Consider the following 25,619-nt stretch of genomic DNA (forward strand, 5'->3'; position numbering starts at 1 on the left):
CGATCCTCTTCCGATCGTCGTCCTGTCGGTGCGGTAGCGGGTCTGCGGGTCAGGGGGCGGGCGGTGGTCGGTGGTCGGTGTGTGGCGTCGGCTACCGAGCTCTGGCGGTTCGTTGAGTCGTGTCCCACTCGCACCCCCTTTCACCGTGCTCGCCAGCTGTCCTCGCCGCCGGGCCGCCGTTTTATCCGGCTAACGTGAGACATGCGTTTTGGGTTGTCCTTGGTTGCACTGTTCACCTGTCCGGGTGGTTCAGGGCGGACGATCCGGCGGTGGCGGCCGGTTGGAGTGGGTCAGCCGCGTCCGATGAGCGGCATCGTGGTTGCCATGACGGTCATGAACGGCACGTTGGCGTCCAAGGGGAGCCCGACCATGTAGCGGACCGCATCGGCGACGTGTGTGACGTCCATGGTGGGCTCTGCGGCGATCGAGCCGTCCGCTTGGAGGACGCCGTCGCTCATCCGGTCGGTCATGGACGTGGCGGCGTTGCCGATGTCGATCTGCCCGCAGGCGATGCGGTGGCGGCGGCCCTCCAGCGAGATCGACTTCGTCAACCCGGTGATGGCGTGCTTGCTCGCGTTGTAGGCAATGGCGTTGGGGCGCGGGGTCTGGGCGGAGATCGAGCCGTTGTTGACGATCCGGCCTCCCTGCGGCGTTTGTTCGCGCATGACGCGGAACGCGGCACGGGCGCACAGGAACGAGCCGGTCAGGTTGGTGTCGACCACCTTCGACCACTGCTCGACGGTGAAGTCCTCCAGCGGCGTGGCGGGAACGTTCGTCCCGGCGTTGTTGAACAGCACGTCGACCCGACCCCACCGGTCGCGCACGGCGTCGAACAGCGCGTCGACGGACGCCTCGACGGTGACGTCGGTCGGCACGACGAGGACGGTCTCGGCCGGTGCGTCGGCGGCGGTCTCGAGCAGCCCGTCGACGCGTCGTCCGGCGAGCGCCACCCGGTGGCCCGCTTCGATGAGCGTGCGGGCGACGGCGCGCCCCACTCCCGAACCCGCGCCGGTCACCACGGAAACCGGGGCCATGATGTTCTCCTTCGTCAGCCTGGGGACCGCGGCTCGTCGACGAGCCCGTCCGGCTCGGCTCTCGGGTGGCGCGGCTTGTTGTGCGGGAAGTGCTCGGAGTGGTCGATGATGCCGGCGCGGTCCGGATGGGCGTCGCTCGACACGGTCGGTGGCAGCCGCGTTCGGTATGTAGGGGTGCGGCGACCTGGCTCCGGTGCGGGGCGACCCGGTGCGGGGTGGGACCGGCATCCCATTCGTCCGTGAATTCCGGATCGATATCCGTGATAGGCGGAAATCGGGTGGAGTCCGCGCTTTTCCGGGGATGATCGACTGGTGGACGTCGCTGACGAGGTCGTGTTCGCCGTGGCGACGGCGGTCCGTGGGAACGAGGAGTTGTCCGGGACAGCCGCCTCCTGCCTCAAGGTCTTCGCCGCCTTGGGGCATCCGACACGCTTGGCCGTGGTCATACACCTCCTCCAGGTGGGACCGCGGTCGGCGGTGCACCTCCAGCAGGCGGCGGGCCTGACTTCGCCCGGGCGGCTCTACCACCACCTCAACGTCCTGCTCGACTCGGGACTGGTGGAACGCGGACTCCGGTCGAGGTACCGACTCCGTCCCGAGCCCGCCGCGATCCGCGCGTTGATCGCGGCCGCCGCCGATGTCGACCGGTGACGTGACCGGTCCCGTGGGTTTTCCGGGTGCATCACCAGAACCCGGCCGGAACTGTGGCCTGGTCGCCGTCGGCCCCGGTGTAACGGCGTCGGCATCGCATCATCGTTGTCCCGCCAATTCGTCGGGAAACGGGCGGGGGCGTACATGGCGGCAAACGAAGTCGTGACGCCGCGCGTGGCCGTCGCCCGCCGCGTGTTGCCGGTCTACGTGGCCGCGTTCGCACAGAACGATTTCCGGAAGCCGGACCAGGATCGCGTCCGTCGCGTCCCGCCCGGACGTCCAAGCCAGAGGCTTCCCGGAGGAGCCTGAGTCTCGGGGTGGGCGGACCCGCCGCCCCCGCCCACCCCGACCACGCGCAGCGCCCGGCTGAAACCCCCAGTTCGTCGGGCGCTGCGCGAACCTTCCGCACGGCTGGGGCTGGGGCTGGACGATCACAGGCTGGTCGCGGGTTGAGCGATGGCTGGCCGGGCGATGGCAGGCTGGGCGGCTGTGAGGGGCTGAGCAATCACGGCCTGGACGCTCAGGTCTCCGGTTCGACGCGAGGCACCGCTGCTCGCCTCGACACCGTCCCCGCGCTCACCGCAGGTCGTGCCGCTCGCCATGAGCGCATCGGCGCTGGCCACGACGGTGTCGGCGGCGTGCGCCGAGGCCGACGCGCGCTCGCGATAACGCGTTTGCGGCGAATGCGGAAGAACCTGCGCATCGGTCGGAGAACGGTCGATTCCACCGTAGTCCACCCCTAAAGTTGACCGTGGCACATGCAGGAGGTGCCACTGTCTCCGGAGCGCCGGCGGACGATCCGGAGAATGGTGGGACAGGTTCGGTGCCGGCTTCCCGATCGGGAAGCCGGCACCGAACTGCCCGGCCGGGGCAATCAGAGCCCGCCCTCCTCGGTCGAACACATCGGGGAAGGCGTCGCCGAACCCGCGTCGATTTCCGCGCCCCCTGACGCGGGTATCGGGAATGAACCGTTGGTGTGGGGCGGCTTGTCGTCGGTCGGCCCCCCACACCAACGGCTGCGCAGCCGGATCGAAATTGGTGTTCACCGAACCGACCGACCATTACCGGTCGGTTCGGTGAACACCGACCACACCGACACCACCTCGTGGCGGGACGGTACGGGCCCGCGTCGCGAATGGGGAAACGAACGTGCACGTGGCGCTCGAAGGCATGCCGTCGGGCGAGGACGGGCCGGATGCCGTCGGGGACGTGCGGTCGTCCGAGGTGATCTGGTCCGTGTCGGCTCGCACGGAGAGCGGGCTGCGGGCACGCGCGAAGCGGTTGGCGGGATTCCTGGCCGACCGTCCCGACCTCGACCCCGTGGACGTGGCGGTCTCCCTGGCCACGGCGAGGACGGCGTTCGAACACCGGGCGGCGGTCGTCGGCGCGGACCGGGTGGAGCTGCTCGACCGCCTCGGCGCGTTGGCCGAGGGACGGTCCGTGCCGGGCGTGGCACGTGGTCTGGTGACCGGGAGTCCCGGTCGCGTTGCGTACCTGTTCCCGGGCCAGGGCAGTCAGCGATCGGGCATGGGACGGGAACTGGCCGCGGCCGACCCGGTCTTCGCGGCGGCCTTGGACGAGGTGTGCGCGGAACTCGACCGGCACACCGCGTTGCCGGTCAAACAGGTGATGTGGGCGGAGTCGGGGGCCGCTCTGCTGGACCACACCGAGTACGCGCAGCCGGCGCTGTTCGCCGTCGGGGTCGCGTTGTTCCGCGTGCTGGAGCACGCGGGGATCCGGCCGGATCTGATGGCCGGTTACTCGCTCGGTGAACTCACCGCGGCGCACGTCGCCGGCGCGCTGTCCCTGTCGGACGCGGCGCGGTTGGTGGCCGTGCGCGGTCGGTTGATGCAGGGGTTGCCGGAGGGCGGCGCGATGGTCGCCGTGCGCGTGGGGGAGGACGAGGTTCGGGCGTTGCTCGCGGAGACCGCGTCCGCAGTGGAGATCGCCGCGGTCAACGGTCCCCGCGCCGTGGTCCTGTCGGGCCCTCGGGACGGCGTCGCCGAGATCGCCGCCGCGCTGTCCGGCCGGGGCTGTACGGTCACGCACCTGCGCGTCAGCCACCCGTTCCACTCGGCGGCACTGGACCCGGTGCTGCCGGAGTTCGCCGGTGCGGTCGAGACGGCCGGTTTCACCGCGCCGCGGGTGGGGATCGTCTCGACGGTCACCGGTGCGCACCTCGTTCCCGAACGGCTCCGCGAGCCCGGGTACTGGGTCCGGCAGGCCAGGGAGACGGTGCGGTTCGAGGCCGCCGTGCGGACGCTGCGGGCGGCGGGGGTCACGGCGTTCGTCGAACTCGGCCCGAACGGCGCGCTGACCGCGATGGGACCGGAGTGCCTGCCCGAGCCCGACGAGGCGAGGTTCATCCCCGTGCTGCGCCGCGCCCCGCACCCCGAGCCCAACGCGGTCGCCTTGGCGTTGGCGGCACTGCACACCGACGGTGTCGACCTGGACTGGGAAACGCTGTTCGGCCGGACCGCCAAGCGTGGCCTGCAACTGCCCACCTGAGCCTTCGACGCCGCAGCTACCGGCCGCCCGAGGTGTCCACAGTGGTCTTCAAGTGTGGGTATTTCCCTAGCCGCACCGGCGCGACGCTGGTCACATGCGCTGCGCGCCACTCGACTCCGGCCTGAACGGCTTCACGTGCTGTGGCACGACCGCCGCACGGCAACGCCCCGGCGGCCACGCCGAGTTCGTTGTGGACGATGGCGCGCACCTGGAGTCCCACGAGGTCAGAAGTGTTGGCGCAGCAGGTATCCGACGCCGTAGACGCCGTGGATGAGGGGACCGGCGGACCCGAGTTTGTACCGGAGTTTGCTGACGGCCGAGCGGACGCAGCGCACTCCGGTCGCGGTGGTGATGTCGTCGACGGTCAGCACCGTGCCGCGGTTGGCCAGCAGGTGCGCGAGCACGCGGAACTCCGCCGGGGTGAGTCGCGCCCTGGCTCCTTCGGGCGTGGTGACCGTGTGGTCTTCCGGGTGCAGCGTCAACTCGATCACCGCGTCATTGCGCCACATGGCGGTGAGCAGGTTGCCCCGGTGGAGCCGATTTGCGCGGGATTCGGAAGAGCCCTCGGAACTTTTCCGAGTATCGCGGTATTTCGCGTCGCCGGGCCGTCCGGCGACGCCGGACGATTGTGTTCCGCAGGTGGGACGCTGTTCCATGTGGGTAGCGTGAGCATCAGGCGTGTTCGCCGACGTCGGCACCGGAAGGCCGTGGCCGGGCGCCTCCGGCGAGGTGTTCGACCCGCGTCGGGCTACCGGAACGTCTACCGGGAGGTCTGGACACGATGACAGTGGTGGGGATCGCGGGTCTCGGCGTGATGGGCACGGCCATCGCCACGCGCCTGATGGACACCGGGCACACGGTGCTGGCGTACGAAACCCGCCCCGACGCGCGCGTCCGGGGCACCGTGCGGGTCGACCGCCCGGCGGTGTTGGCGGCGACCGACGTGGTGCTGCTGTCGTCGGACACCGCGAACACCGCCGAGATCGTGCGCGAGGTCGTGTTCGGCCCGGACGGCGTGCTCAGCGCGGGCATGGGCGCGGGCGCACCCGTCGTGGTCGACATGTCCGGTATCGACCCGGACGGCACCCGGCAGTTCGCCGAGCAGGCGGCCGCGGCTGGCGCGGCGTGGGTGGACGCGTTGCTGTTCGGCGGCGCGCCCGCCGCGCTGACCGGTCGTCTCACGACGATGGTCGGCGGCGCCGCCGAAGACGTCGCCCGCGCGACACCGGTCCTCGACACGCTCGCCCAGCGGATCACCCACATCGGCCCCAGCGGGTCCGGCCAACTCGTCAGGATGGTCAACCAGATCCTCACCGGCTGCGCGTTCGCCGCGATCGCCGAATCCGCCGCGCTCGTCCGCGCGGCCGGCCTCGAACCGGAGCAGGTGCTCGGCGCGCTGTCCGGCGACCGCGCCGAGGCCCTGCCGCAGGAGTTCTTCACCAAGTTCGCCGGTCTGGACCTGAACGCCGCCGGCCCGGTCGGCAACATGGTGGAGGACCTCGAAACCGCCCAGGAGTACGCCCGAGCCTCGAACGTCCCGCTGCCCGTGACCGCGGCCGTGTCCGAACTGCACCGCCGGCTCGGCACCGCGGGCGACTCGGACATCGCCGCCCTGAACTGCACGGGGAGGGCCACCGCATGACGTCGCTGTTCGACCTCACCGGCAGGCTCGCGCTGGTCACCGGTTCGGGCAAGGGCATCGGGGCACGCCTGGCCGAGGGCCTCGTCGCGGCCGGTGCCGCGGTGGTCCTCAACGGCCGTGACGAGGCGGCGCTGGAGGCCGCCCGCGACGACCTGGCCGAGCGGACCGGCGGCACGGTCCACACCAGCGCGTTCGACGTGACCGACGAGGCCGCGGTCGACGCCGCGATCACGCGCGTCGAACGCGGGATCGGACCGATCGACGTCCTGGTCAACAACACCGGCGTCCAGCACCGCGAGCCGATGCTGGAGGTGTCCCTGGACAACTGGCAGCGCCTGCTGGACACCAACCTCACCGGCGCGTTCCTGGTCGGACGGGCGGTCGCGCGGTCGATGGTGGAACGGGGCCGGGGCAAGATCGTCAACATCTGCTCGGTGCAGTCCTGGCTGGCCCGGCCGGGCATCGCCGGGTACGCGGCCTCGAAGGGCGGCCTGGCGATGCTGACCCGCACCATGTGCGCGGAATGGGCGCCCGCCGGCATCAACGTCAACGCGCTCGCCCCCGGCTACGTCGTGACCGAGCTGACCAAGGCGCTGGTCGAGGACCCGGAGTTCGACGCGTGGATCAGGGGCCGCACACCGGCGGGCCGGTGGGCCCGGGTGGACGACCTGGTCGGCACGCTCGTCTGGCTGGCCGCGCCCGCGTCCGATTTCGTGAACGGCCAGGTCGTCGCGGTCGACGGCGGCCTCACGGCGGTGATCTGAGATGCGCGCGGTGGTCGTGCACGGCGCGGGTGACCTGCGGGTCGAGGAGCGGCCGGACCCGACGCCGAGGCTCGGCCAGGTCGCGATCGGGGTGAGCTACGGCGGCATCTGCGGTTCCGACCTGCACTACTACCGGCACGGCGCGGTGGGCGATTTCCGGTTGCGCGAGCCGCTGGTGCTGGGGCACGAGGTGTCCGGGCACGTGCTGGGCGGCTCGGGGTTCGAGCCGGGCACGCCGGTGACCGTGCACCCGGCGACACCGTGCCGGTCGTGCCCGGAGTGCGCCGCCGGGCGGCCCAACATCTGCCGCCGTGCCCGCTACCTGGGCAGCGCCGCGCACTTCCCGCACGTGCAGGGCGGGTTCTCCGACGTGCTCGTGGTGGCCGCGGACCAGGTCCGGCCGCTGCCCGACGGGCTAGCTGTGCGACGGGCGGCGGTGGCCGAGCCCACGGCGGTGGCCTGGCACGCCGTGCGGCAGGCGGGTGACGTGCGGGGACGGCGGGTCCTGGTCACCGGCGCGGGGCCGATCGGCTGCCTCGTCGTCGCGGTCCTCCAGGCCGCCGGCGCCGCCGAGATCGTGGTGACCGACGTGCACTCTCGCCCCCTCGACGTCGCCCGCGCGGTCGGTGCGACGCACACGTTCACGGTGGGGGAGCGGGAGGAGGTGGAGGCGGATGTCGCGATCGAATCGTCGGGCAGCCCGGCCGGGTTCTCGACGTGCCTGCGCTCGGTGCGCCGCGGCGGGACCGTGGTGGGCCTGGGGCTGCTGCCGCCGGGTGACGCGGCGATCGCGGCGAACCTGATCGTCACCAGGGAACTCCGGGTCGTCGGGTCGTTCCGGTTCGACGGCGAGCTGGACGAGGTGCTGCCCCGGCTCGGCGGGCTGGCGGTGGACCCGGTGGTGACCGCGGTGCTGCCGGTCGCGCGCGTGGCCGAGGCGTTCGAGCTGGCCGGGGACCCGGCCCGCTCCTGCAAGGTCCTGCTCGACTTTGTGACCATGGGGTAACTTATCGGGTCTGGCGCGAGTGCGAGGGAGAATCGTGACGGTCGGCGAGACGCGTTCTTTGCGGTCGGTGGACAGCAGGTCGCCTGCCGTGACGCGTGCGGTCTTCCTGCTGGAGGAACTGGCCCGGCAGGGCCGGCCGGTGGGGATCGCCGAACTCGCGCGCTCACTGGACCTGGCCAAGTCCACGGTCGCCAACCTGTGCACCGCGCTGGAAGGGACCGGGATGATCCGGCGGGTGGACGGGCGCTGGGCGCTCGGCCACAAGGTGGTCGAACTGGGGCAGGGCTACCTGGCCGGCACCGATGCGGTCGAGGAGTTCCGCCGGACCGTGGGCACCCTCCCGGTGGCGTCGCGCGAGCTGGTGGTCCTGGCCGTGCTCGACGGGACCGAGGTGGTCTACCTCGCCCGCCACGAGGGCTTGCAGTCGGTGCGGCCGGCGTGCGAGGTCGGCATGCGGATGCCGGCGGTGGTGACCGCGCTCGGCAAGGCGGTGCTGGCCTCGTTGCCGCCCGGCGACCTCGACGACCGGCTGGCCCGGGTCGGGGAGCTGCCCGTGCTCACCGCGCAGTCCCACCGCACGTTCGACGCGCTGCGCGGGGACCTCGACGTCACCCGTGAACGCGGGTTCGCGGTGGACAACGGTGAGTACACCGAAGGCGTCACGTGCGTCGGCGTCACCGTCCCCGGACGCGTCGGCGTCGAGGCCCCGACCGCGGTCGGGGCGATCCTCCTGGCCGCGCGGATGACGCCGGAGCTGCGCGCGGGCCTGGTCGCGGACCTCACCGAGTTGGCCGGCGTGCTGTCCCGGCCGACCCGCTTCTGAACCGAGCGCGGGTTCTCGTTCGAGAGTCCCCCGACCGGGGCTCTGGGCGCGCTCGTCATCTACGGAGCGTGGTTGTCGGTACCCGTCCGATCGTATGGTTCACGATCGTTTTTGGAAGCAGTTCTGCCGATTGGGCTAAGCTGACTCCGTAGCGTGTCTGTCGCAATTCACGGTGTGAACTAAGCCTTCCCGGGGTGGAGTTGGAGTGGACTTCATCACTAAGAGTCGGTTCTTCATGCTGAACGCTGTACCGCCTGTGGAACGGACGGACGTGAACCTCGTGGAGTCCGCCGGCCGCGGTCCGGGCCGCACAGCGGACGACGTGCGGCGGAGCGGGTGGGACGCGTTCCGAGGGGACAGACGGGGGACCGGGCGAGTGGAGTCCGCACCAGGGGCCGGGGAGCGGTGATGGCGGAACGCCGCAGCGCGGTCGTCGGGGCACCGGTCGGGCGGGACGCCGCGGTCGCGGCGATCCGCGCCAGGGTCGAGGAGATCGTGTCCGGCGAACCGGGAGGCGCGCTGCTGCTGAGCGGTCCGGTCGGCATCGGCCGGTCGACCGTCATCGAACGGGCCCGCGACGCCCTGCGCGACGACGTCACGGTGGCGCACGCGTGCTGCGTCCCCGGCGCGCCGCAGTTCGCCGCGCTGCGGCACTTGCTGGGCTCCCGGGCCGACGAACTGCTGCCCCCGCCGCCGGAAGAGGCGCGGCCGGACGACTACGCGCTGCTGTACCGCCTCTACCGGCACGTGGTGGTGCTCGCCGCCGAACGTCCCGTGGTGCTCCTGGTGGACGACGCGCACTACTGCGACCTCGCCACCGCGCGCTGGCTCGACTTCCTGCTCCGACGCGTGGCCGGCCTGCCGGTGCTCGTCGTGCTGGCGTTGCCGCACGGCGAGCACGGCGTGGGCGACGTGCGGTTCACCGACCTGGACGAGGCGATCCACACGACCCTCGTCCGCCTGGCCCCGCTGGGCGAGGGGGAGATCGCGGAGTTCGTCGCCCGGGAGCTCGGCATCGAGCCGGACGACGAGTTCCTGGCCGTGTGCATGGAGGTGACCGGCGGCAACGCCGCGATGATGCGCGCGCTGCTGATCCGGCTGCGGGACGACGGCCTGGGGTCCGAGGACCCGGAGCCCGGCGCCCACGCGGCGGACCGCGCGCACCGGGTGGCCTCCGAGTGGGCGATCACCTGCATGGTGACGTGGCTGGAGAAGCAGAGCGAGCCGATCCGCCAGTACGCCACCGGCGTGGCGTTGCTCGACACCGCCGCGTCGCCCGAGGTGATCGCGGCGCTGTTCGGGATGTCGACGGCGGTCGCGTCGGCCGCCCGCGCCACCCTGGTCTACTTCCGCGCCCTGGCCCCGAACGGCGTGGAGTTCCGCGCCGACTACCTGCGCGACAGCCTGCTCGGCGCGCTCGACCCCGCGGAGACGGCGGCGTTGCGGGTGCGCGCGGCCCGGTTGCTCGCCGACCTGGGTCGTCCCGACGAGGAGATCGCCCGTCAGCTCGTGGCCGTGCCTGCGCCGGCGGAGCCGTGGATGCTGTCCGCGCTGAGCGGAGCCGCCCGGTCGGCGGCCTCCGCCGGTTCGCCGGAGGTCGCGGTGGAGTACCTGCGCCGCGTGCTCGACGCCGCGCCGGACCAGGTCGACACGCGGGTGGAGCTGGCGATGGCGCTCGCGCAGACGGACCCGGGCGCCGCGCTGACCGCGTTCACCGAGGCACTGGCCGGTATCGCCGACCCCGTCGTGAAGGCGTCCCTCGCGGTCCGGTACGCGATGGTCGCCCTCGGCGCGCGGCGGTCCGCGCAGGCGATCTCCGTCGTCCTGGACGCGCTGGACGGCCTGCCCGCCGACGCCGACACCGACCTGCGGGTGCTGGTCGACCTCACCGCGCTCGTGCTCGGTTTCGGCAACCTCGGCACGACGGCCCAGGCGGTGGCGCGGGGTCGTGCGACCGCGGCGCCGTCCGGGCGGACGACGAGCGAACGGCGGCTGGCGCACCAGTTGGCGCGCACCGAGATGCTGTCCGGCGGTTCGTCGCACCGCGCGCTGGAGCTGATCGCCCTCGGCGCGAACCGGCGGATCGAGCCGTACGACTGGTGGGACGTCTACCCCTCGATCGTGCTCCACTTCGCCGGCGACCCGGGCGCGGCGCTGAGCCGCCTGGACACGGCGTTGACCGACACCTCGCGCCGCGGCGACGCCTGGAGCCACTACCTGACCCTGGTCGCGCGGGCGGCACTGCGACTGGACGCCGGGGAGCTGACGGACGCCGAGGCGGACGCCGAACACGCGCTCGGGGTCGTGGAGGCGGCGGGGTGGACGGTGAACGACGCGTGGGCGCGGACGGTCGTGGACGCGGCGCGCGTGAACCGCAACGCGGGCGCCGCGGCGGAGCCACCCGACGTGGGCGCGGAGCCGCGCAGCGTCTTGGAGTACGGCGCCGAGATGATCGCCCTCGCCCGGAGGCGGGTGATCAGGCTCGACCACGAGGGCGCGCTGGAGGTGTTGCTGCGGTGCGGCCGGGAGTTGGACGCGATGAGCGTGCGCAACCCGGTGCTCGTGCCGTGGTGGCTCGACGCGACCACGCTGCTGGCCGACCTCGGCCGGCCCGCCGAGGCGGTCGACCTGGTCGAGCGCGGTGCGGAGCGGGCCGCCCGCTGGGACACCCCCACCGCCCGCGGGTACGCGCTGCTGGCCGAGGGCCTGATCACGTCCGGTCGGGCGCGGGTCGAGGTGCTGGAGGCGGCGGTCGGTGAGCTGACGGGCACCGGCGCCCTGCTCCGCGAGGTGGGGGCGCGGACGGCGCTCGGCCACGCGTTCCTGGCCGAGGGCCGGGGCAAACCCGCCCGGAGGCACTTCCGGGCCGCGGTGGACCTGGCGGTGCGGTGCGGCGACCTCCCGGCGGCGGCCGTGGCCCGGTCCGGGCTCATGCGCGCGGGGGGCCGGATGCCCGGTCTGACCGCCACCCCGGCGAACATGCTGACCGGCAGCGAGCGCCGCGTCGCCGCGCTGGCCGCCGAGGGCAGGACGAACCGGGAGATCGCGGCGGCGCTGTTCGTCACCGTGCGCACGGTCGAGAGCCACCTGTCCAACGCCTACCGCAAGCTCGGCGTGCAGACGCGGACCGATCTCGTGGGGCACCTCGGATGACGGGGACGTCGGTGACGACCGGGCTCGTGGAGCGCGACGCCGAACTGGTGGCCCTGGACGACGCCGTCCGGGCGTTGGCGGCCGGTGGGTCGTCGCTGTTCGAGGTCGTCGGCCCGGCCGGGACGGGCCGCAGTGCGGTGGCCCGCCACGTCGCGGCGAGCGGAACCGGGGCAGGCGTGGTGGTGCTGACGATGACGGCGTCACCGGACGGGACCGACCGCGAGCGCCGCGTCCTCGCCGACCTGCTGGTCCGGCTCGAAAGCGCGCCGTCGCACGATCCCCACGCGGCCGGCCCCGTCGGACCGCTGCTGCTCGTGGTGGACGACGCGCAGTGGCTGGACGACGCGTCACGGGCACGGCTCGCCGCCCTGGCCCGGTGGAGTCGCGACACGCCGATCATGATCGTGGTGGCGTCCGACTGCCTGAGAACGGTCCTCGACGGCGCGACCGTGCTGACCTTGCGCCCGCTGGGCGCGGCGGCCGTCGCGGAGCTGGTGGCGTCCCGGTTCGCGGAGCCCGCGGACCCGAAGTTCCTGGACGCCCTCGTCGTGCACACCGGCGGCCGTCCCGTGGTGCTGCGCCCGGTGCTCGACCGGCTGGCCGCGACCGGGCTCGGTCCGCGCGTCCAGCACATCCCCGACCTGGTCGACCGCACGGCGGAGGTGGTCGGCGAGGTCGTGGCGAGAGCGCTGCGGACGCTGCCGGCGGAGGTGGTCGAGCTGGTGCGGGTCATCGCGATCTGCCGCCCGGACTTCGACCTCGACCTGGTGTTCACGCTGGCCCGGTTGCGGCAGCTGACCCCGGCCCGCGCCCTGGAACTGCTGTTCGGCGCCGGTCTGATCACCTCGCGGGAACGGCCGCAGCTGGTCGCGGACGTCGGGGTGGACCGCGTGCTGGCGGGGATGTCCCGGGCACGGCGCGAGGAACTGCACGACCGGGCCGCGGAACTGGGCTACCGCAGCGCCGTCGCCGAGCCCGCGGTCGCGCGGCTGCTCAAGGGCGCGCCGCCGTCCGGCCGGCCGTGGGTCGTGCCCCTCCTGCGCACGGCGGCCGAACGGGAACGTGAGCGCGGCCGGTCGCAGGAGGCGGCCTGCCACCTGGGCCGGGCGCTGGCCGAACCGGTCGCTCCGGCGCTGAAGGCGCGCCTGATCGTGGAACTGGGCGTGGCCGAAGGCGGTCACGCCCCGGACGTCGGCGACCGCCTGCTCACCCGGATGCTGCTGGACCCGGAGTTCGCCGGGTTCACCGCCGAGCGACTCGACGCCGCCGAACAACTGCTCGCCCGCGGTGACAACGCGTTGGCCCGGCGCACCTTCGGCGCGGTGTCCGCCACGGGCGCCGAACGGGATTCCCTCACCGCGCTGTACTGGATCGCCGACGACGCGCCGCACGAGGAGCCGGGGCTGGGCCTGCTGGAGGCGCCCGAGCTGCCGGAGTGGCCGACCGACCCGGCGCTGGCGGGCGCGGCGGCGTGGCGGTGCGCGACGCGGGGCGTCGACCTCGAAGGCACCCGCACCCTCGCACGCGCGGCGCTGACGGGGGAGAGCGCCACGTTGTCACCGCGCATCCAGGCGTGCCGGGCGTTGATGCTGACCGACGACGTGGACGAGGCGACCGCCGGGCTCGACGCCGTGGTGACCCTGGCGCGCCGACGGGGGCTGACCGCGGTCGCGGGGTCCGCGCTGCTCGCCCGGTCCAAGGTCAAGGCGCGGCGGGGCCGGCTGGACGAGGCCGTGGTCGACCTGGAGCGGGCGGAGTTCGAGCTGCCGCGGCAGAGCTGGCACCCCACGTCACGGGCGATCATCGTCGCGCTGGACATGCTGCTCAGCCTGGAACGCGGCATGGTCGACCGCGCGGCGGCGCTGTCCGACACCGTGCCGGTGGACGCGGAGGCCATCGGTGGCTTCGCGTGGACGCACCTGCACTTCTCACGCGGGCTGCTCGCCCTGGTGACGGGCGACGCGGCGGTGGCGGCCACCAAGTTCCAGGAATGCGGACGCCGCCTGCTCTCCCGGCAGTGGGCCAACCCGGCTCTGCTCGCGTGGCGGACGGTCGCGGCGATGGCGTTGCGGTCGACCGGCGAGACGGCGCGCGCGCTGCGGCTCGTCGACGAGGAGGTCGCGCTCGCGCGGCAGTGGGGTGCGCCGAGCACCCTCGGCGGCGCCCACCTCGGCAGCGCGTTGGTGTACACGGGCGCCGACGCGCTGGAACACCTGCGGGTCGCGGTCCCGCTGCTCCGCGAGTCACCGACCAGGATCCGCTACGCGAACGCCCTGCTCGAACTCGCGGAGGCCGGCGATCCGGCGGACGCCGCGCCACTCGTGCGCGAAGCGGCCGGGATCGCGTTGACCCACCACGCGAACGGCCTGGTCGAGCGGGCACGCCGGCTCGGCTGGACACCGGACGCCTGAGGAAGGAGGCGGACGACGAGTGCTGTTCGAACGCGAGGACGAGTTGGGCGTGGTGAGCCGTGCCCTCCGGATGGCCGCGGAGGGCGCCGGCAGCGTGGTCGTCATCGGCGGACCGCTGGGCAACGGCAAGTCCGCGCTGCTGCACGCCCTCGGGACGCTGCCCGAGGCCGACGGGTTCCACGTGCTGCGGGCGACCGCCTCGCCGTTCGAGCGCGGTTTCGCGGGCGGTGTGGTCCGCCAGCTGCTGGAGCCGGTGCTGGCCGGGGTGGACGCCGACGTGTGGCGGGGTCCCGCCGCGCTCGCCCGTCCGGTGTTCTGCGCCAACGGTGTCGACTCCGCGCTGGGGACGGTGGACGTCCAGCAGGCGGTGCGGTTCGGGGCGCAGTCGCTCGCGCACAACGTCGTCGGGGACGCCCCCGCGCTCGTGCTGGTCGACGACCTGCAATGGGCCGACGAGTTGTCGGCGCGCCTGCTCGTGGACCTCGCGGACTGCGTCGCGACGAGACGCGTGGTGTTCGTCGCGGCCGTGCGCGAGGGCGACCCGCTCACCGACCGGCCCGAGATCTCCGCGGTCGTGGCCGCCGCCGCCCACCAGCTGCGACCCCGTTTCCTGTCCCCGGCGGGCTCGCTGGCGTTGATGCGGGAACGGCTCGGGCCCGCGTGCGACGAGGAGTTCGGGCTCGCCTGCCACGAGGCGACCGACGGCAACCCGATGTTCCTGACCGCGTTGGCGCTGGACTGGGCGCTCGGCGACCAGGCGCCGGTGGCGGCCCACGCCGACGTGGTGCGCACGCTGCGGCCGGGTCGTTCGCGCGACCGCCTCCTCTCCAGCCTGCGCGCGCAACCCGAGCCGGTCCGGGCGTTGGCGGAGGCGTTGGCGGTGCTGGCCGACTGCGGCGACCCGTCGATCGCCGGTGTGCTGGCGGACCTGGACGAGACGACCACCGCCGAGGCGCTGGGCGTGCTGCGCACCCTCGGCCTGGTCGCGGGCGACGGGTTCGCCCACCCCGGTGTGCGCCACGCGGTCGAGGAGATGATGTCGACCGCCGAACGCGAGGACGCGCAGCTCCGCGCGGCACGGCTGCTGCACGACCGCGGCTGGCCGGCCGAGCAGGTCGCCACGTTGCTCATCGACATCACCGCACCGCAGGGCGACTGGGTGGTCGGGACCCTGCGGGTCGCCGCCGACAACGCCGCGCGCGGCGGTGCGAACGAGGTCGCGGCGCGCTACCTGCGCCGGGCCCTGCTGGAGACCTCGGTGGACGGCGAGGACCGGGCGAAGGTGCTCGTCGACCTCGCGACGGTGGAACGGGGCTTCGACATCCACGCCGCGGTGCGGCACATCCGGTACGCGACCGCCCTGCTCGCCCGGCCGCGTGACCGCGCGGCGGCGGCGATCCGGCTCGCGCCGACCGTGATGGGCGACGCACCCGAACCGGTGGCCGCGATGCTCCGCCGGATCGGTGACGAGCTCGGCGACCCCGACCGCCTCGAAGGCGTCGACCGCGATCTCGCGCTGCGCGTCGAGGCGAGACTCCGCCACCTCGGCGAAACCGATCGGTACGAGCTGGCCGAAACCCTGACACGGCTCGCAAAACTCGGTGCCGGGCCGCCCCTGGCCACGGGCGCCGATCGCGAGTTGCTGACCGTGCTGCTGCACGGGGCGATGCTGACCGCCCGCCGACCCGCCGCGGAACTCGCGCGCCTGGCGGAAGAAGTGCTGGCGCGCGAACCCGCGACACCCGCCCACGTGCACACCGCCACGCCGCTGCTGGTCTCCGTGCTCGCCGCGGCCGACTCGCCGGGTGTGATCACCGGCTGGCTGGACGAGGCGTACGAGGCGGCACGCGTGCGCGGCGACGCGGTCGAGCAGGCCATGATCCGCACCGAGCAGTCGTTGGCGTACCTGATGTCCGGACGGCTCACCGAGGCCAGCGCCGCCGCGGCCGACGCGTACGGGATGGGCGCGCTCGACTGGAACACCGCGAGCCGCACCACGGCGGTCGTGTCCGGGGCGGTGGCGCTGCAGCTGCGCGACCCGGTGCTGACCGATCGGCTCCTCGCCGCGGTCGACGACCAGCCCGACAGCGTGTGCCTCGCCGCGGTCGTCGGACTGCTGCGCGGCTCGGCGGCGGTGATGCGGGGCGACCTGGCCGGCGCGGCGACGGCGGTCCTGGCGTGCGGTGCCCAACTCGACCAGTCCGGATGGCGCAACCCGGTGCTGTTCCCGTGGCGGACGTCGGTCGCGTTGATCAAGCACGCGCTCGGCGAGTCGGACACCGCCTTCGCGCTGGCGGAGGAGGAGCGGCTGATCGCCCACGAGTGGGGCGCGCCCGCCGGCATCGGACGGGCGTGGCGGGTCCTGGGCCGGCTCTCGGCCGAGCGGCACGGCGTCGAACTGTCCCAGCGGGCCGTCGAGGTGTTGGAGGGCTCGGCGAACAGGCTGGAACTCGCCAAGGCCCTCCGCCAGTCGGCCGAGATGTCCGGCCGCGGCGACGTGTGGCGCCGCTGCCTGGAGGTCGCGGTCGAGTGCGGGTCGACCTCGATCGCCGACCGGGCCCGCCAGGCCCTCGGCGGGCAGGCGCCGTCGGGACCGAGGCTGACGCCCTCCGAGCGCAAGGTCGCGGCCCTCGCGGCGGGCGGCCGGTCCAACCAGGAGATCGCCGACGAGCTGTCGGTGACCTCCCGCGCGGTGGAGAAGCACCTGACCAACACCTACCGGAAGCTCGGCGTGCGCGGACGCGCCGACCTGGCGGACGTCCTGCACCACGTGAACTCCCGGTAGTCCCGAGTCCCGAATCCCGAGTCGCGGGGCACCGGGATCGGTGTCGCCCGGCCCGTCTCAAATCTGTCACTCAGCTCGACCGAACCATCACAGGCGGTCAGTGTGGCCCCCGTCGCACCGACCGAACCATCAGCGGAACGCCACCACAGTATTTGGTACGCGACGTTGACCCTGAGATCTCCGAGTTCCTAGGATTATTCATACGAGAAACATGACATGAGATGTGCGCTGCGCTCGATGGTTTCGTGCGTAACCAGTATGCGTACTTGTGCATGAGTGGGGAGGGGCCGGAGATGTCCTCGATGACCGGATTGTCGTTGCTGCGCGACCACGGCGATTTCCCGGCGGAGTCGACCGCGGATGTAGTGGGCCGGTTTTTCGACCTGCACGCGACGAATGCCGGCCTGGTCGACGCGCAACTGGTGCTGCGCAAGGTCGGCGGCGAATTCGCCACGCGGTTGGGCGTCGATCCGGACAATTTGATCGGACGGGACTTCGTGGACCTCTTCCGCGGCGAGACCCGGTCGACCCTGCGCGGGCAGTGCGTGCGCCTGCTCACCGACGGCAAGGGCGGGTTCGGGCACACCGCGGAGATCGTCGACGCCGACCGCGGACCGAGCGCCGTCCGGGTGTTCGTGATCGCGGTGCGCTCCGGGCTCATGGTGACCGTGTCGCCCTCCGCCTCCGCGGACAGCCCCAAGCCGATCCTGAGCAACATCGACGCCCGCATCCTCGAAGCGATCGCGCTCGGGCAATCGACCGTCCACATCACCTCCAGGCTCTACCTGAGCAGGCAGGGCGTCGACTACCACGTGGGAACGATGCTGCGGAAGCTCAAGGCGGCCAACCGCGCCGCGCTCGTCTCCAGGGCGTACTCGCTGGGCATCCTCGATCCCGGCAGTTGGCCGCCGCGCGTCCAGCCCGGCTTCGTCAAGCAGGCTTGAGCGCGGGAGAGGCAGCTACCGGACATGATCGAATCGACGGCCAGGTGGGAATCCCCGGACGAGTTCGCGCGCAGGCGCGGCTTGCACCCGGTGAACACCGACCACCTGCGGATCGCGGAGTTCCGGGCGAAGGTCCGGGCGGCGGGCGAGGGCTGGGTCGGCGGCGGACGACCGGGCGAACTGGTCGAACTGCTCAGCAAGGCGGCGGCGGGTGACCCCGAGCTGGCCCGCCTGGTCAGGGTCGGCGGTCAGCTCGTCGAGGACTTCCTCGACGGCTTCCGGCACCGCGAGGCCGTGCGCCAGGACACCGCGGCCACACCCCCGCGCGACCTGGTGGCCGACCTGGTCGACGGCCGCCCGATCGCCCCCGAAGTGCTGGACGGGTTGGCGCCCAGATACCTGATCACCGTGGTCCGGGGCCAGGACCAGGGCGCGGCGGAGCTGCGGGAGGTCGCCGGTCCGGGCGCGCTCGTCGCCAACCGCGACGGCGTGCTGGTGCTGTTGGCTCCGGACCTGGGCGACGAGCACGCCGAGCTGACCGTCGGGCAGCTGTCGCGGTGGCTGGCCGGGGGCTGGATGACGACGGCCCGGCGGGCGAGAGGCGAGATCCCGGAGGGGTTCGCGGAGGCCACCGAAGTGCTGCGGCTGGTGGTCGCAGGCCGCAGGCCGAGCGGTGTCTACAACATGTCCGACGTGCTGGTCGAGTACGCCGTCACGCAGCACGAGGAGGTCGCCGCGAGCCTCGCCTCGGTGATCAAGCCACTGCGTTCGCACCCGGTGCTGTGGGAGACGCTCACCGCCCTGGTCGACGCCGACTACAACCGCAACAAGGCGGCGAAGAGCCTGTTCATCCACCGCAGCACGCTCGACTACCGGCTCCAGCGCGTGCAGCAGATCACCGGATTCGACCCGACCAGCGGGCGCGAGGCCCAGGTCCTGATCGTGGCCATGATCGCCGACGCCACACGGTGACGGCACTGGGACCGGGCGACATTTCCCCCACAATCTCCGTCTCGGACGATCCGAATCCGGGCAATAGACCCCGCCACGGCGGCGAACGCTCGCGCACGACCTCGACGTCCGATGGCGAGGAATCCGCTCCCGGATTCATCGGGCGGACGGCCAGGAATGTCTCATATGGGGCCAGGAATGTCTCATATGGCTGGACGCTCCGGCCCGCCGCAGTCGGGGTCCGCGATTTCTCCCGAGTCGGATGAGCACAGGTTCGGCTGTCGACTGGAAGGCGGGTGTGGTGTCGCTGGAGACCTTGGAGAAGATCGCCGCGCAGGCGGGCGAGGACGCGGTGCGGCACGCGGACGTCGTCGGAGCCGTACAACTGGCCGACGAACTCGACCGCACCGCCCTGATCGCGATCACCCGCACCCTGCGCCACCACGGCCTGTTCACCATCCCCGGCTACACCCACGGGCTGGCCGAGATCTACGCCGCGCACCGGGTCTCGCCCCGACACCGGCCGATCGTCCGCAGGTGGCTCGGCATCCTCGTAGCCGAAGGCCTGCTCATCAAGGGCCACGCCGGCTACCGGGACCTGCTGGACGCGTCCGCCACGGACTTGGACCAAGCCCGCCGCCAGATCGCGGCCAGCAGCGCGGCAGTCGAACACGGCCCGGGTTTCGTCCCGTTCTTCGACACCGCACTGGCGCACCTGCCGGACCTTCTGCGCGACGAGATCGATCCGCAGTCCCTGCTGTTCGCCGACGACATGGTGGACGTCTACCGGCACGACGTGGCCGGCCGGTACTGCGCCGCAGCGGCGGCCGCCGTGATCGCCGACGTAGTCCAAGAGCAGGGCGACCGGACCGAGGTCGTCGAGATCGCCGTCACCGGAGCCCCACCGGACCGACCGGCCGGTACCGCGGACGTAGTGCTCGTGACCGACATGCTGCACGACGCCCGACACGTCGGCAGGGCGCTAACCGCGTTGCGTGCCCTGCTAGCCCCCGGCGGCGTCCTGGTCTTCACCGAGACAACCCGCGAGAACCACCGTTCGACGACCTCGACGAGGTTCCTCCTGTCACCCCCGGCGTCAACGCCGTCCACGGGCTTCGCCGACTTCCGCGCCGGCTCGGACCGCATCTTCCCGACCGCCGCCGAGTGGCGGCGAGAACTCGTGGTCGCCGGTTTCGACCAGGTCGTGTGCCTACCCACCGATGACCACCCCCTGGCCCAGTTCGGCCAACACGTCTTCATCGGTTCTGTCTGAAGACTGTGTTGGATTGCGGTTGGATTGCGCCGCGACCTCGCGTGGTGGTCACCTGACCACGCCTCCACGACGGACCCGGCGGTGGCCGACGAGCCGGACAAGAGCCAGGCGCACACCAACCCCAACAGATCACACCGCCGCTGGAGGAGCGCTACAGGTCGAGCTTGATCCGACCGCCAGTCACCGCGAGCATGGCGCCCACCGCAGCGGGCAAGGACACGGCAACGCCCTTCAGATCCGCCTCCGCGACCAGCAGGTTGGCCGTGTGCCGCTCGCCTTCCGGCCAGTGCGCCCAGCGCACGCTCGCGTCCCGTGTCGCAGCGGCGTGGTCGTAGTCGGGGTGGGAAGCCGTGTCCAGCAACCACTCCAGGTAGGCGCGCATGTCGTCGACCTCCTGCGAGTGCGCGGGCAGCACGAGGCCGTGGCCGGGCACCAGGTGCGTGTGCTCGATGTCGGCGAGCCAGTCCAGCGCGGCGAGCCAGCCGGTGATCGAGCCGGACACCGCGAGCGGCGTCGTCCCGGCGAAGACCAGGTCACCCGCGAACAGCACGCCGTCCTCGCGGACCAGCGCGACGAGGTCGCCGTCGGTGTGCGCGGTTCCGTCGACGGGCAGCAGGTCGACCCGCACACCGCCGAGGTCCAGCTCGACCGGTCCGGTGATGGTGTCGGTGATCCGCGGTGGCGTGATGTCGCCCCACGTCGAGCACTCGAACGCCATCGGGAACGTGTGCGGTCCGTCGTGGACGGTCGCGACGGTGGGCGGTGTCGCGTGCACGGTCCCGCCCTGCTCCACCACCAGTCGCGCGCCGTTGGCGTGGTCGCCGTGCGCGTGCGTCAGCACGGCGGTCAGCGGCAGCGTTCCGGAATCGGCCCGGACGGCGTCGAGCAGACGGCGGCTGCGATCCTCGGTGGCCAGGGTGTCCACCAACAGCGCCCGCTCGTCACCGACGACCCAGCCCGCGTTGTTGAGGAACCACCCGCCGGGCTGGAGGAGGACCTTGGTCCGGCTGCCCAGCGTCACGAAGGTCATGCCACCCTCCCGCCGTTCGTGATCGGCATCCGTTGCGACACAGCGGGCATGGACTTCCTCTCGTCGTCGTCACGGAGCCTAGGCGCGACCTCACGGGCGAGGCGGCGCACCCCGACACATGGCGGACGATCTTCCGGGATTCGAGGAGCCGCCAGGCGGGAGACCACCACGTCGAACGCAAGCACGAGCAACGTCAACGACGTCAGCAATATCAGCAACGTCAACGACGCCGGCGACGTCGGCGGAGCAGGAACAGCAGAGCGGCACCCAACAGCACCGACACCCCGCCACCGGCCAGCGACCACAGCAGGACGTTCCCGCTCGTCGGTGTCACAAGCGCCTGCGATCCGCCGACGCCCTGGTCGAGTTCGGCCGCCGCAGCGGACTTGTCGGTCAGCTCGACGTCGTTGCCGTCGCCGCCCCGGTAGCTGATCCGGTGCCCGCCGATCTCCGCACCCTCGGGCAGACCGTCGAACGTGCCGGTCACCGCGTCGGCACCGGTGTTGTCGATGACGACCCCGGCCGCACCTCCCGGACGAAGCTCGAACGTGCCCGCGAGCGACACCGGACCGCTGACGGTCATGCGCCCCGCGACGAACTTCGCACCCGACCGCTGGGCGTAGGAACCACGCACGGTCAGACCATCGGCGGTGACCGTCCCGAAATTCTCCACCGCGCCCTCGACCGTGCCGCCGGCCTTCAGCGCACCGCCGGGTTCCACGGTGACCTGCCGCGCCTGCACCGACGCGGCCGACGCAACCGACGCGGCCGACCCTGCCGACGGGGCCGACGCGGCAAGTTCGACCACACCCTCCCGCACGGTCCACAGGCCCTTCGGAGTGGTGCTCGCACCGGTCAGGACAAGCGTCTCAGGCCCGGTCTTCACCACCGACGTCTCCTCCGACGCGGCGATGGCACCCCCGAAAGTCGTCGCCGCAGCGGCATTCAAGGTCAACGCGGTGCCCACCAGAACGGTGCTGCCCTCAGAGCCGCCAAGGTTGTTGATCGTCTGGTCGCCCGCCTTCGCCAGGTCCAACGTCGCGCCCGGCGCGGCCAACTCGACCGCACTACTGGCCGAGAGCGTGCCTCCGGTGACGGCGAGCGTCCCGCCCTTCACGGTGGTCTTCCCCTGGTACGTGACGCCGCCGGCGAGGGTAGCGGCGGCAGGACCGACCTGGGTCAACGAACCCCGGCCCCCGACCCCGGACAACCGCACGCCCTGCGCGGCGTTCTGCAGGATCAACTCGCCGTCCACGACGACCGCGCCGCCACCTCCGACCTGGAGCAGCGAGCTGTCGCCCTGCGGTGTGCCGTCACCCAGGCGCAGCGACGCGCCTGCGCCGATGGTCGTGCTGCCGTCGTAGTTCTGCGGTGCGGTGAAGGTGACCGCGTTGCCGGGCGTGGCCGCGATGACCACGTCGCCGCGCCCGACGTCCTTCAGCGTGTCGTGGTAGATGCCGCCGGAGATCGGGGCGTCGAGCGTGACGGGGCCGTTGTAGTCGAGCGTCAGCTTGCTCCGGGTGCCGTTGCGCTCGGCGTGCATGTTGATGTAGACGGTCTTCTCGTTGCCCGGCAGGAAGAACCGGTTGTGCGTGCCGTCGCCCCACTGCACCGTCGCGCCCTCGATGTTGATGCCCCGCTTGTTGTCGTTGTGCGGCACCACGGCGAAGTTCCGGGACGGGTCGCTGAGCGCGGGGTCGGTGTCCGAGCCGTTGTCCGACCAGCTGTAGACGCCGGACATGCGCACCACGCCCGAGCCCCAGGTGTGGAAGTTGATATCACCGCCCCACTTCTGCGAGTACACGTCGGCGGCGTCGACGGTGACCTGCTTGTCGGCCGCGTGGTGGATGAACGAGCCCTGGTTGAGCACCTTGCGCAGGTTCGGCGTCGAGGTGAGGAAGTGCAGGCTGCCGTACCCCGCGCCGGTGCCGACGTACAGGGTCCCGGAGAACGGGTGCGCGCCCGGCAGGTCGATGCCGGGCCACGTCGACCGGCGCTGCTTGACCAGGCCGGACCCGCTGATGATCCCGAGGTTCACCAGCCGGTGCACGGCCACGTCCAGCGTCCCGTCGACCTGGTGGTTGAGGTTGTTGATCAGCACCTCGGGTGCCTGCGTGAAGTGCCCGATCACGCCGTCGCCACCCGTCCCCGAGCCGTACTGGAGGGTTGCGCCGCGCCGCACGACCACGCCGGGCGGGTCCGGGTTCTCGATGGTGGTCACCGGGTGGTTGCCGCCCACCGTGACGATCTTCTGCCGCCTGCGGTCCGCCGGCAGCGTGAAGTCGCTGTTCTTGACCAGCACCAGCGTGCCCGTTCCCTCGACGGTGAACGTGCCCTCGCCGGAGATCACCCCGGTGTAGGTGGTGGCGTCACCGGTCAGCCGCACGACGGCGTCACCGGTGAGCACCACGTTCCGGTTCGCCTTGATGTCGGCCGTGACGTCCCGGCCCGCGGGCTGCGCGGAAGCGGCCGGCGGAACGACCATCGCCACGACGACCGCCATCACCGCCGTCGCTCTGATCAAGCGGAATGCACCCACTGAATGACTCCTGGAAACCGCTCTGGACGGGGAAGCGCTGTGGCGTTCAGCTCACCGCGGACTGTTGCGGGACCGCGGCACGATCGGCCGGTGTCTCACGCGTGAGGTACTGCGGGACGGGCGCGCCGTCGTCACCGGTGTCGCGGGTCAGCCCGTAGCGGATCGGGCCCCTGCCGCCCGGTTCGGACGGCGGCGGGGTGGTGATGTCCTTGGTCACCTCGTCCCACGTCTTCGGCGTGGCGGTGATGTTGTAGTCCGCGCCGCGCTCGTTGTTGGCGAGCGTGACCTCGCCGTCGAGGTAGAAGAACTCGTTCTGCCACATCTGCTGGGCGCCCGGCGGCAGCACGACGTAGCCGGACGCCGGACCGTTGGGGCCCACGGTCGGCGAGCCCATCCACGTGTTCTCCGGCGGGGTGCCGGGCGCCGAGTCGTCCATCCTGTGCCCACCACCGGACGCGACGTGGAACAGCTTGCCCTTCAGCCCCGTCCACGTCGGCATCACCATGCCGCCGGGCCGGTTGAACCAGGCGATCTCGTAGCGGACCTGGATGTACCCGCGTCCGCTCAGCACAACGTGCTCGCCGCGGCGCATCATCACGTACTTCCCGCCGATGTAGCCGCGCTTCGCGTTCTCGTACACACCGCCGACGGCCGTGACCTCGCCCGCGGGCCGGACGGGCAGGGGAGCGGGCGGAGTTCGCGGGTCGGGTTTGGCGTCCACGGTGTCCACCACGCTGCCGTAGCGCGGCCCGGTCGGAACAGGCTTCGTGGTGGTGGTGGTGGTGGTCGTCGTGGTCGTTGTGGTGGTAGACGCGATCGACGAGGACGGCGGCGGTGACGACGGGGTGGTGGTGACGGCCGGGGTCGTGGTTCTGGTCAGCTCGGCCAGGTTCGCCTGAGGGGTCGGTTCCGCCTGGTTGGAGGCGTACACGACGACCGCGCTCGCCGCGGCGACGATGGCCGCGGCGCCGACGGCCACCGGCTTCGCGAGCAGGCCGCTCCACGACATGCCCGACGACGTGCCGGACGTGCCTGACGAGCTCGACGCCATACCTGACGACGTGCTTGACGACGTGCTTGACGACGTGCCTGACGACGTGCCCGACCAGTCCGGCCGGAGCGCGCCCAGCACGCCCGGCAGCAGCGCGACCGGCACCGGGACCAGCGCCAACCCGGCGAGGAGGCGTTCCGCGGGCACCTGCTCCTGCCACGCCGCCATGCACCACAGGCAGTCCCTGGTGTGCCGCGCGATCCGCTTGCGCCAGGTGGCGGAGGGACGGCCGTCCCAGTCGCGCACCACCACGTTCAGGTCGACACAGCGCGGCTCCGCCCGCAACGCCCGCACGACCGCCCGTGCGGCGGCAAGAGAAGCCTTCACCCGCTGCACCCGCACGGCCGCGTGCGCGGTCGTGATGCCCAGACCGGCCGCCAGCTCCGCCCGGGTCAGCTCACCGGACACCTCCAGCCACCACAGCGACAGCAGTTCCCGGTCGCCGTCGTCCAGCCAGCGGGTGGCCTCCGCGACCTCGCGCCGCTGGCCGGACAGCTCCAGCCGCAGCAGCGTCAGGTCGACGAAGTCGGCGCCGGGGTCGGCGAGGTCGTGCGACGGCTCGCCGTCGGGCAACCGCGCCACCCGCCGCCCGCGCTCGTGCACCTGCCGCAGCGCGATCGCGACCAGCCAGGACCGGAAGCTCTCGGGCTCGCGCAACTTGGGCAGCCCGTCGACGACGCGCAGCATCGTCTCCTGCACGACGTCGTCCACATCGCTGTGGCCGGCCAGCGCCCGCCCGACGACGTTGTAGACCAGCGGCAGGTAGGCCGCCACCAACTCGTCGAGCGCGTGCTGATCGCCGGCCTGCGCCGCCACCACCGTGGCGGTCCCGGGTTGTCCGTTGCCCACTCGTCGCTCCTCGCCCGTCATCCTGCCTTCCCCCAGGAGACGGGCCGCGGGCGCCCCGGATAACAGGTTTTGCCGAGAAAGATCACGTCTGCGCCGGAAAGCGGATATCCGAACCTTTGTCCACTTTGTGAAATAAATGCGAGTCGAATTCGTCGGATATTCGTTCCGAAGATGGTGGAATTCGATTTCTTGCGTCCACGCGGCG

General features: G+C 72.2%; 18 protein-coding genes. 12 read left to right on the forward strand and 6 right to left on the reverse strand.

Going from position 1 to position 25,619, the window contains the following annotated elements:
• Window positions 1–290: 290 nt before the first annotated feature.
• A complete protein-coding gene (locus tag FM051_RS00675) occupies window positions 291–1,034 on the reverse strand; it encodes an SDR family oxidoreductase (protein ID WP_158839514.1) in 744 nt (247 codons plus the stop codon).
• Between the two features lie 312 nt (window positions 1,035–1,346).
• On the opposite strand from FM051_RS00675, the gene FM051_RS00680 reads away from it, so the two are divergent.
• On the forward strand, window positions 1,347–1,685 hold the full coding sequence (locus FM051_RS00680) for an ArsR/SmtB family transcription factor (protein ID WP_158839516.1): 339 nt from the start codon (window positions 1,347–1,349) through the stop codon (window positions 1,683–1,685).
• A 431-nt stretch (window positions 1,686–2,116) separates the two neighbouring features.
• Here the strand turns inward: FM051_RS00680 and FM051_RS00685 are convergent, their stop codons facing one another.
• On the reverse strand, window positions 2,117–2,422 hold the full coding sequence (locus FM051_RS00685; protein ID WP_158839518.1) for a hypothetical protein: 306 nt from the start codon (window positions 2,420–2,422) through the stop codon (window positions 2,117–2,119).
• A gap of 412 nt (window positions 2,423–2,834) precedes the next feature.
• On the opposite strand from FM051_RS00685, the gene FM051_RS00690 reads away from it, so the two are divergent.
• Window positions 2,835–4,193 carry an acyltransferase domain-containing protein gene (locus FM051_RS00690; protein WP_158839520.1) on the forward strand — a complete coding sequence of 453 codons (1,359 nt, stop codon included), beginning with the start codon at window positions 2,835–2,837 and terminating at the stop codon, window positions 4,191–4,193.
• 224 nt (window positions 4,194–4,417) lie between these two features.
• On the opposite strand, the gene FM051_RS00695 is transcribed toward FM051_RS00690, so the two are convergent.
• Window positions 4,418–4,702, reverse strand: coding sequence for a winged helix-turn-helix domain-containing protein (locus tag FM051_RS00695; protein ID WP_158839522.1), 285 nt, complete (start codon window positions 4,700–4,702; stop codon window positions 4,418–4,420).
• A gap of 272 nt (window positions 4,703–4,974) precedes the next feature.
• Between FM051_RS00695 and FM051_RS00700 the strand changes: the two genes are divergently transcribed.
• From FM051_RS00700 to FM051_RS00745, 10 genes are all read left to right on the forward strand, one after another.
• Window positions 4,975–5,835, forward strand: a complete 861-nt coding sequence (locus FM051_RS00700; protein ID WP_202918605.1) for an NAD(P)-dependent oxidoreductase — start codon at window positions 4,975–4,977, stop codon at window positions 5,833–5,835.
• A complete protein-coding gene (locus FM051_RS00705) occupies window positions 5,832–6,599 on the forward strand; it encodes an SDR family NAD(P)-dependent oxidoreductase (RefSeq protein WP_158839524.1) in 768 nt (255 codons plus the stop codon). The genes FM051_RS00700 and FM051_RS00705 overlap by 4 nt, the downstream gene beginning before the upstream one ends.
• A gap of 1 nt (window position 6,600) precedes the next feature.
• Window positions 6,601–7,605 carry an L-idonate 5-dehydrogenase gene (locus FM051_RS00710; protein ID WP_158839526.1) on the forward strand — a complete coding sequence of 335 codons (1,005 nt, stop codon included), beginning with the start codon at window positions 6,601–6,603 and terminating at the stop codon, window positions 7,603–7,605.
• A gap of 34 nt (window positions 7,606–7,639) precedes the next feature.
• Window positions 7,640–8,428 carry an IclR family transcriptional regulator gene (locus FM051_RS00715; protein ID WP_158839528.1) on the forward strand — a complete coding sequence of 263 codons (789 nt, stop codon included), beginning with the start codon at window positions 7,640–7,642 and terminating at the stop codon, window positions 8,426–8,428.
• Window positions 8,429–8,836: 408 nt separating this feature from the next.
• On the forward strand, window positions 8,837–11,581 hold the full coding sequence (locus FM051_RS00720) for a helix-turn-helix transcriptional regulator (protein ID WP_158839530.1): 2,745 nt from the start codon (window positions 8,837–8,839) through the stop codon (window positions 11,579–11,581).
• Window positions 11,578–13,992: an ATP-binding protein gene (locus FM051_RS00725; RefSeq protein ID WP_158839532.1), complete on the forward strand. Its 2,415-nt coding sequence runs from the start codon at window positions 11,578–11,580 to the stop codon at window positions 13,990–13,992. The genes FM051_RS00720 and FM051_RS00725 overlap by 4 nt, the downstream gene beginning before the upstream one ends.
• A gap of 19 nt (window positions 13,993–14,011) precedes the next feature.
• Complete coding sequence (locus FM051_RS00730; protein WP_158839534.1) at window positions 14,012–16,777, forward strand: AAA family ATPase; 2,766 nt, start codon at window positions 14,012–14,014, stop codon at window positions 16,775–16,777.
• Between the two features lie 302 nt (window positions 16,778–17,079).
• On the forward strand, window positions 17,080–17,721 hold the full coding sequence (locus FM051_RS50320) for a helix-turn-helix transcriptional regulator (protein WP_202918606.1): 642 nt from the start codon (window positions 17,080–17,082) through the stop codon (window positions 17,719–17,721).
• 24 nt (window positions 17,722–17,745) lie between these two features.
• Window positions 17,746–18,693, forward strand: coding sequence for a PucR family transcriptional regulator (locus tag FM051_RS00740; RefSeq protein WP_158839536.1), 948 nt, complete (start codon window positions 17,746–17,748; stop codon window positions 18,691–18,693).
• A 241-nt stretch (window positions 18,694–18,934) separates the two neighbouring features.
• Window positions 18,935–19,945 carry a methyltransferase domain-containing protein gene (locus tag FM051_RS00745; protein WP_158839538.1) on the forward strand — a complete coding sequence of 337 codons (1,011 nt, stop codon included), beginning with the start codon at window positions 18,935–18,937 and terminating at the stop codon, window positions 19,943–19,945.
• A 151-nt stretch (window positions 19,946–20,096) separates the two neighbouring features.
• On the opposite strand, the gene FM051_RS00750 is transcribed toward FM051_RS00745, so the two are convergent.
• From FM051_RS00750 to FM051_RS00760, 3 genes are all read right to left on the reverse strand, one after another.
• A complete protein-coding gene (locus FM051_RS00750; protein ID WP_158839540.1) occupies window positions 20,097–20,975 on the reverse strand; it encodes an MBL fold metallo-hydrolase in 879 nt (292 codons plus the stop codon).
• A gap of 220 nt (window positions 20,976–21,195) precedes the next feature.
• Complete coding sequence (locus tag FM051_RS00755; protein WP_238412018.1) at window positions 21,196–23,499, reverse strand: autotransporter-associated beta strand repeat-containing protein; 2,304 nt, start codon at window positions 23,497–23,499, stop codon at window positions 21,196–21,198.
• A gap of 61 nt (window positions 23,500–23,560) precedes the next feature.
• Window positions 23,561–25,414 (reverse strand): RNA polymerase sigma factor, encoded by a 1,854-nt coding sequence (locus tag FM051_RS00760; protein WP_202918607.1) that lies wholly within the window; start codon window positions 25,412–25,414, stop codon window positions 23,561–23,563.
• Between the last annotated feature and the right edge of the window lie 205 nt (window positions 25,415–25,619).

The sequence above is a fragment of the Saccharothrix deserti genome (assembly GCF_009769385.1).
Taxonomy (GTDB): domain Bacteria; phylum Actinomycetota; class Actinomycetes; order Mycobacteriales; family Pseudonocardiaceae; genus Actinosynnema; species Actinosynnema deserti.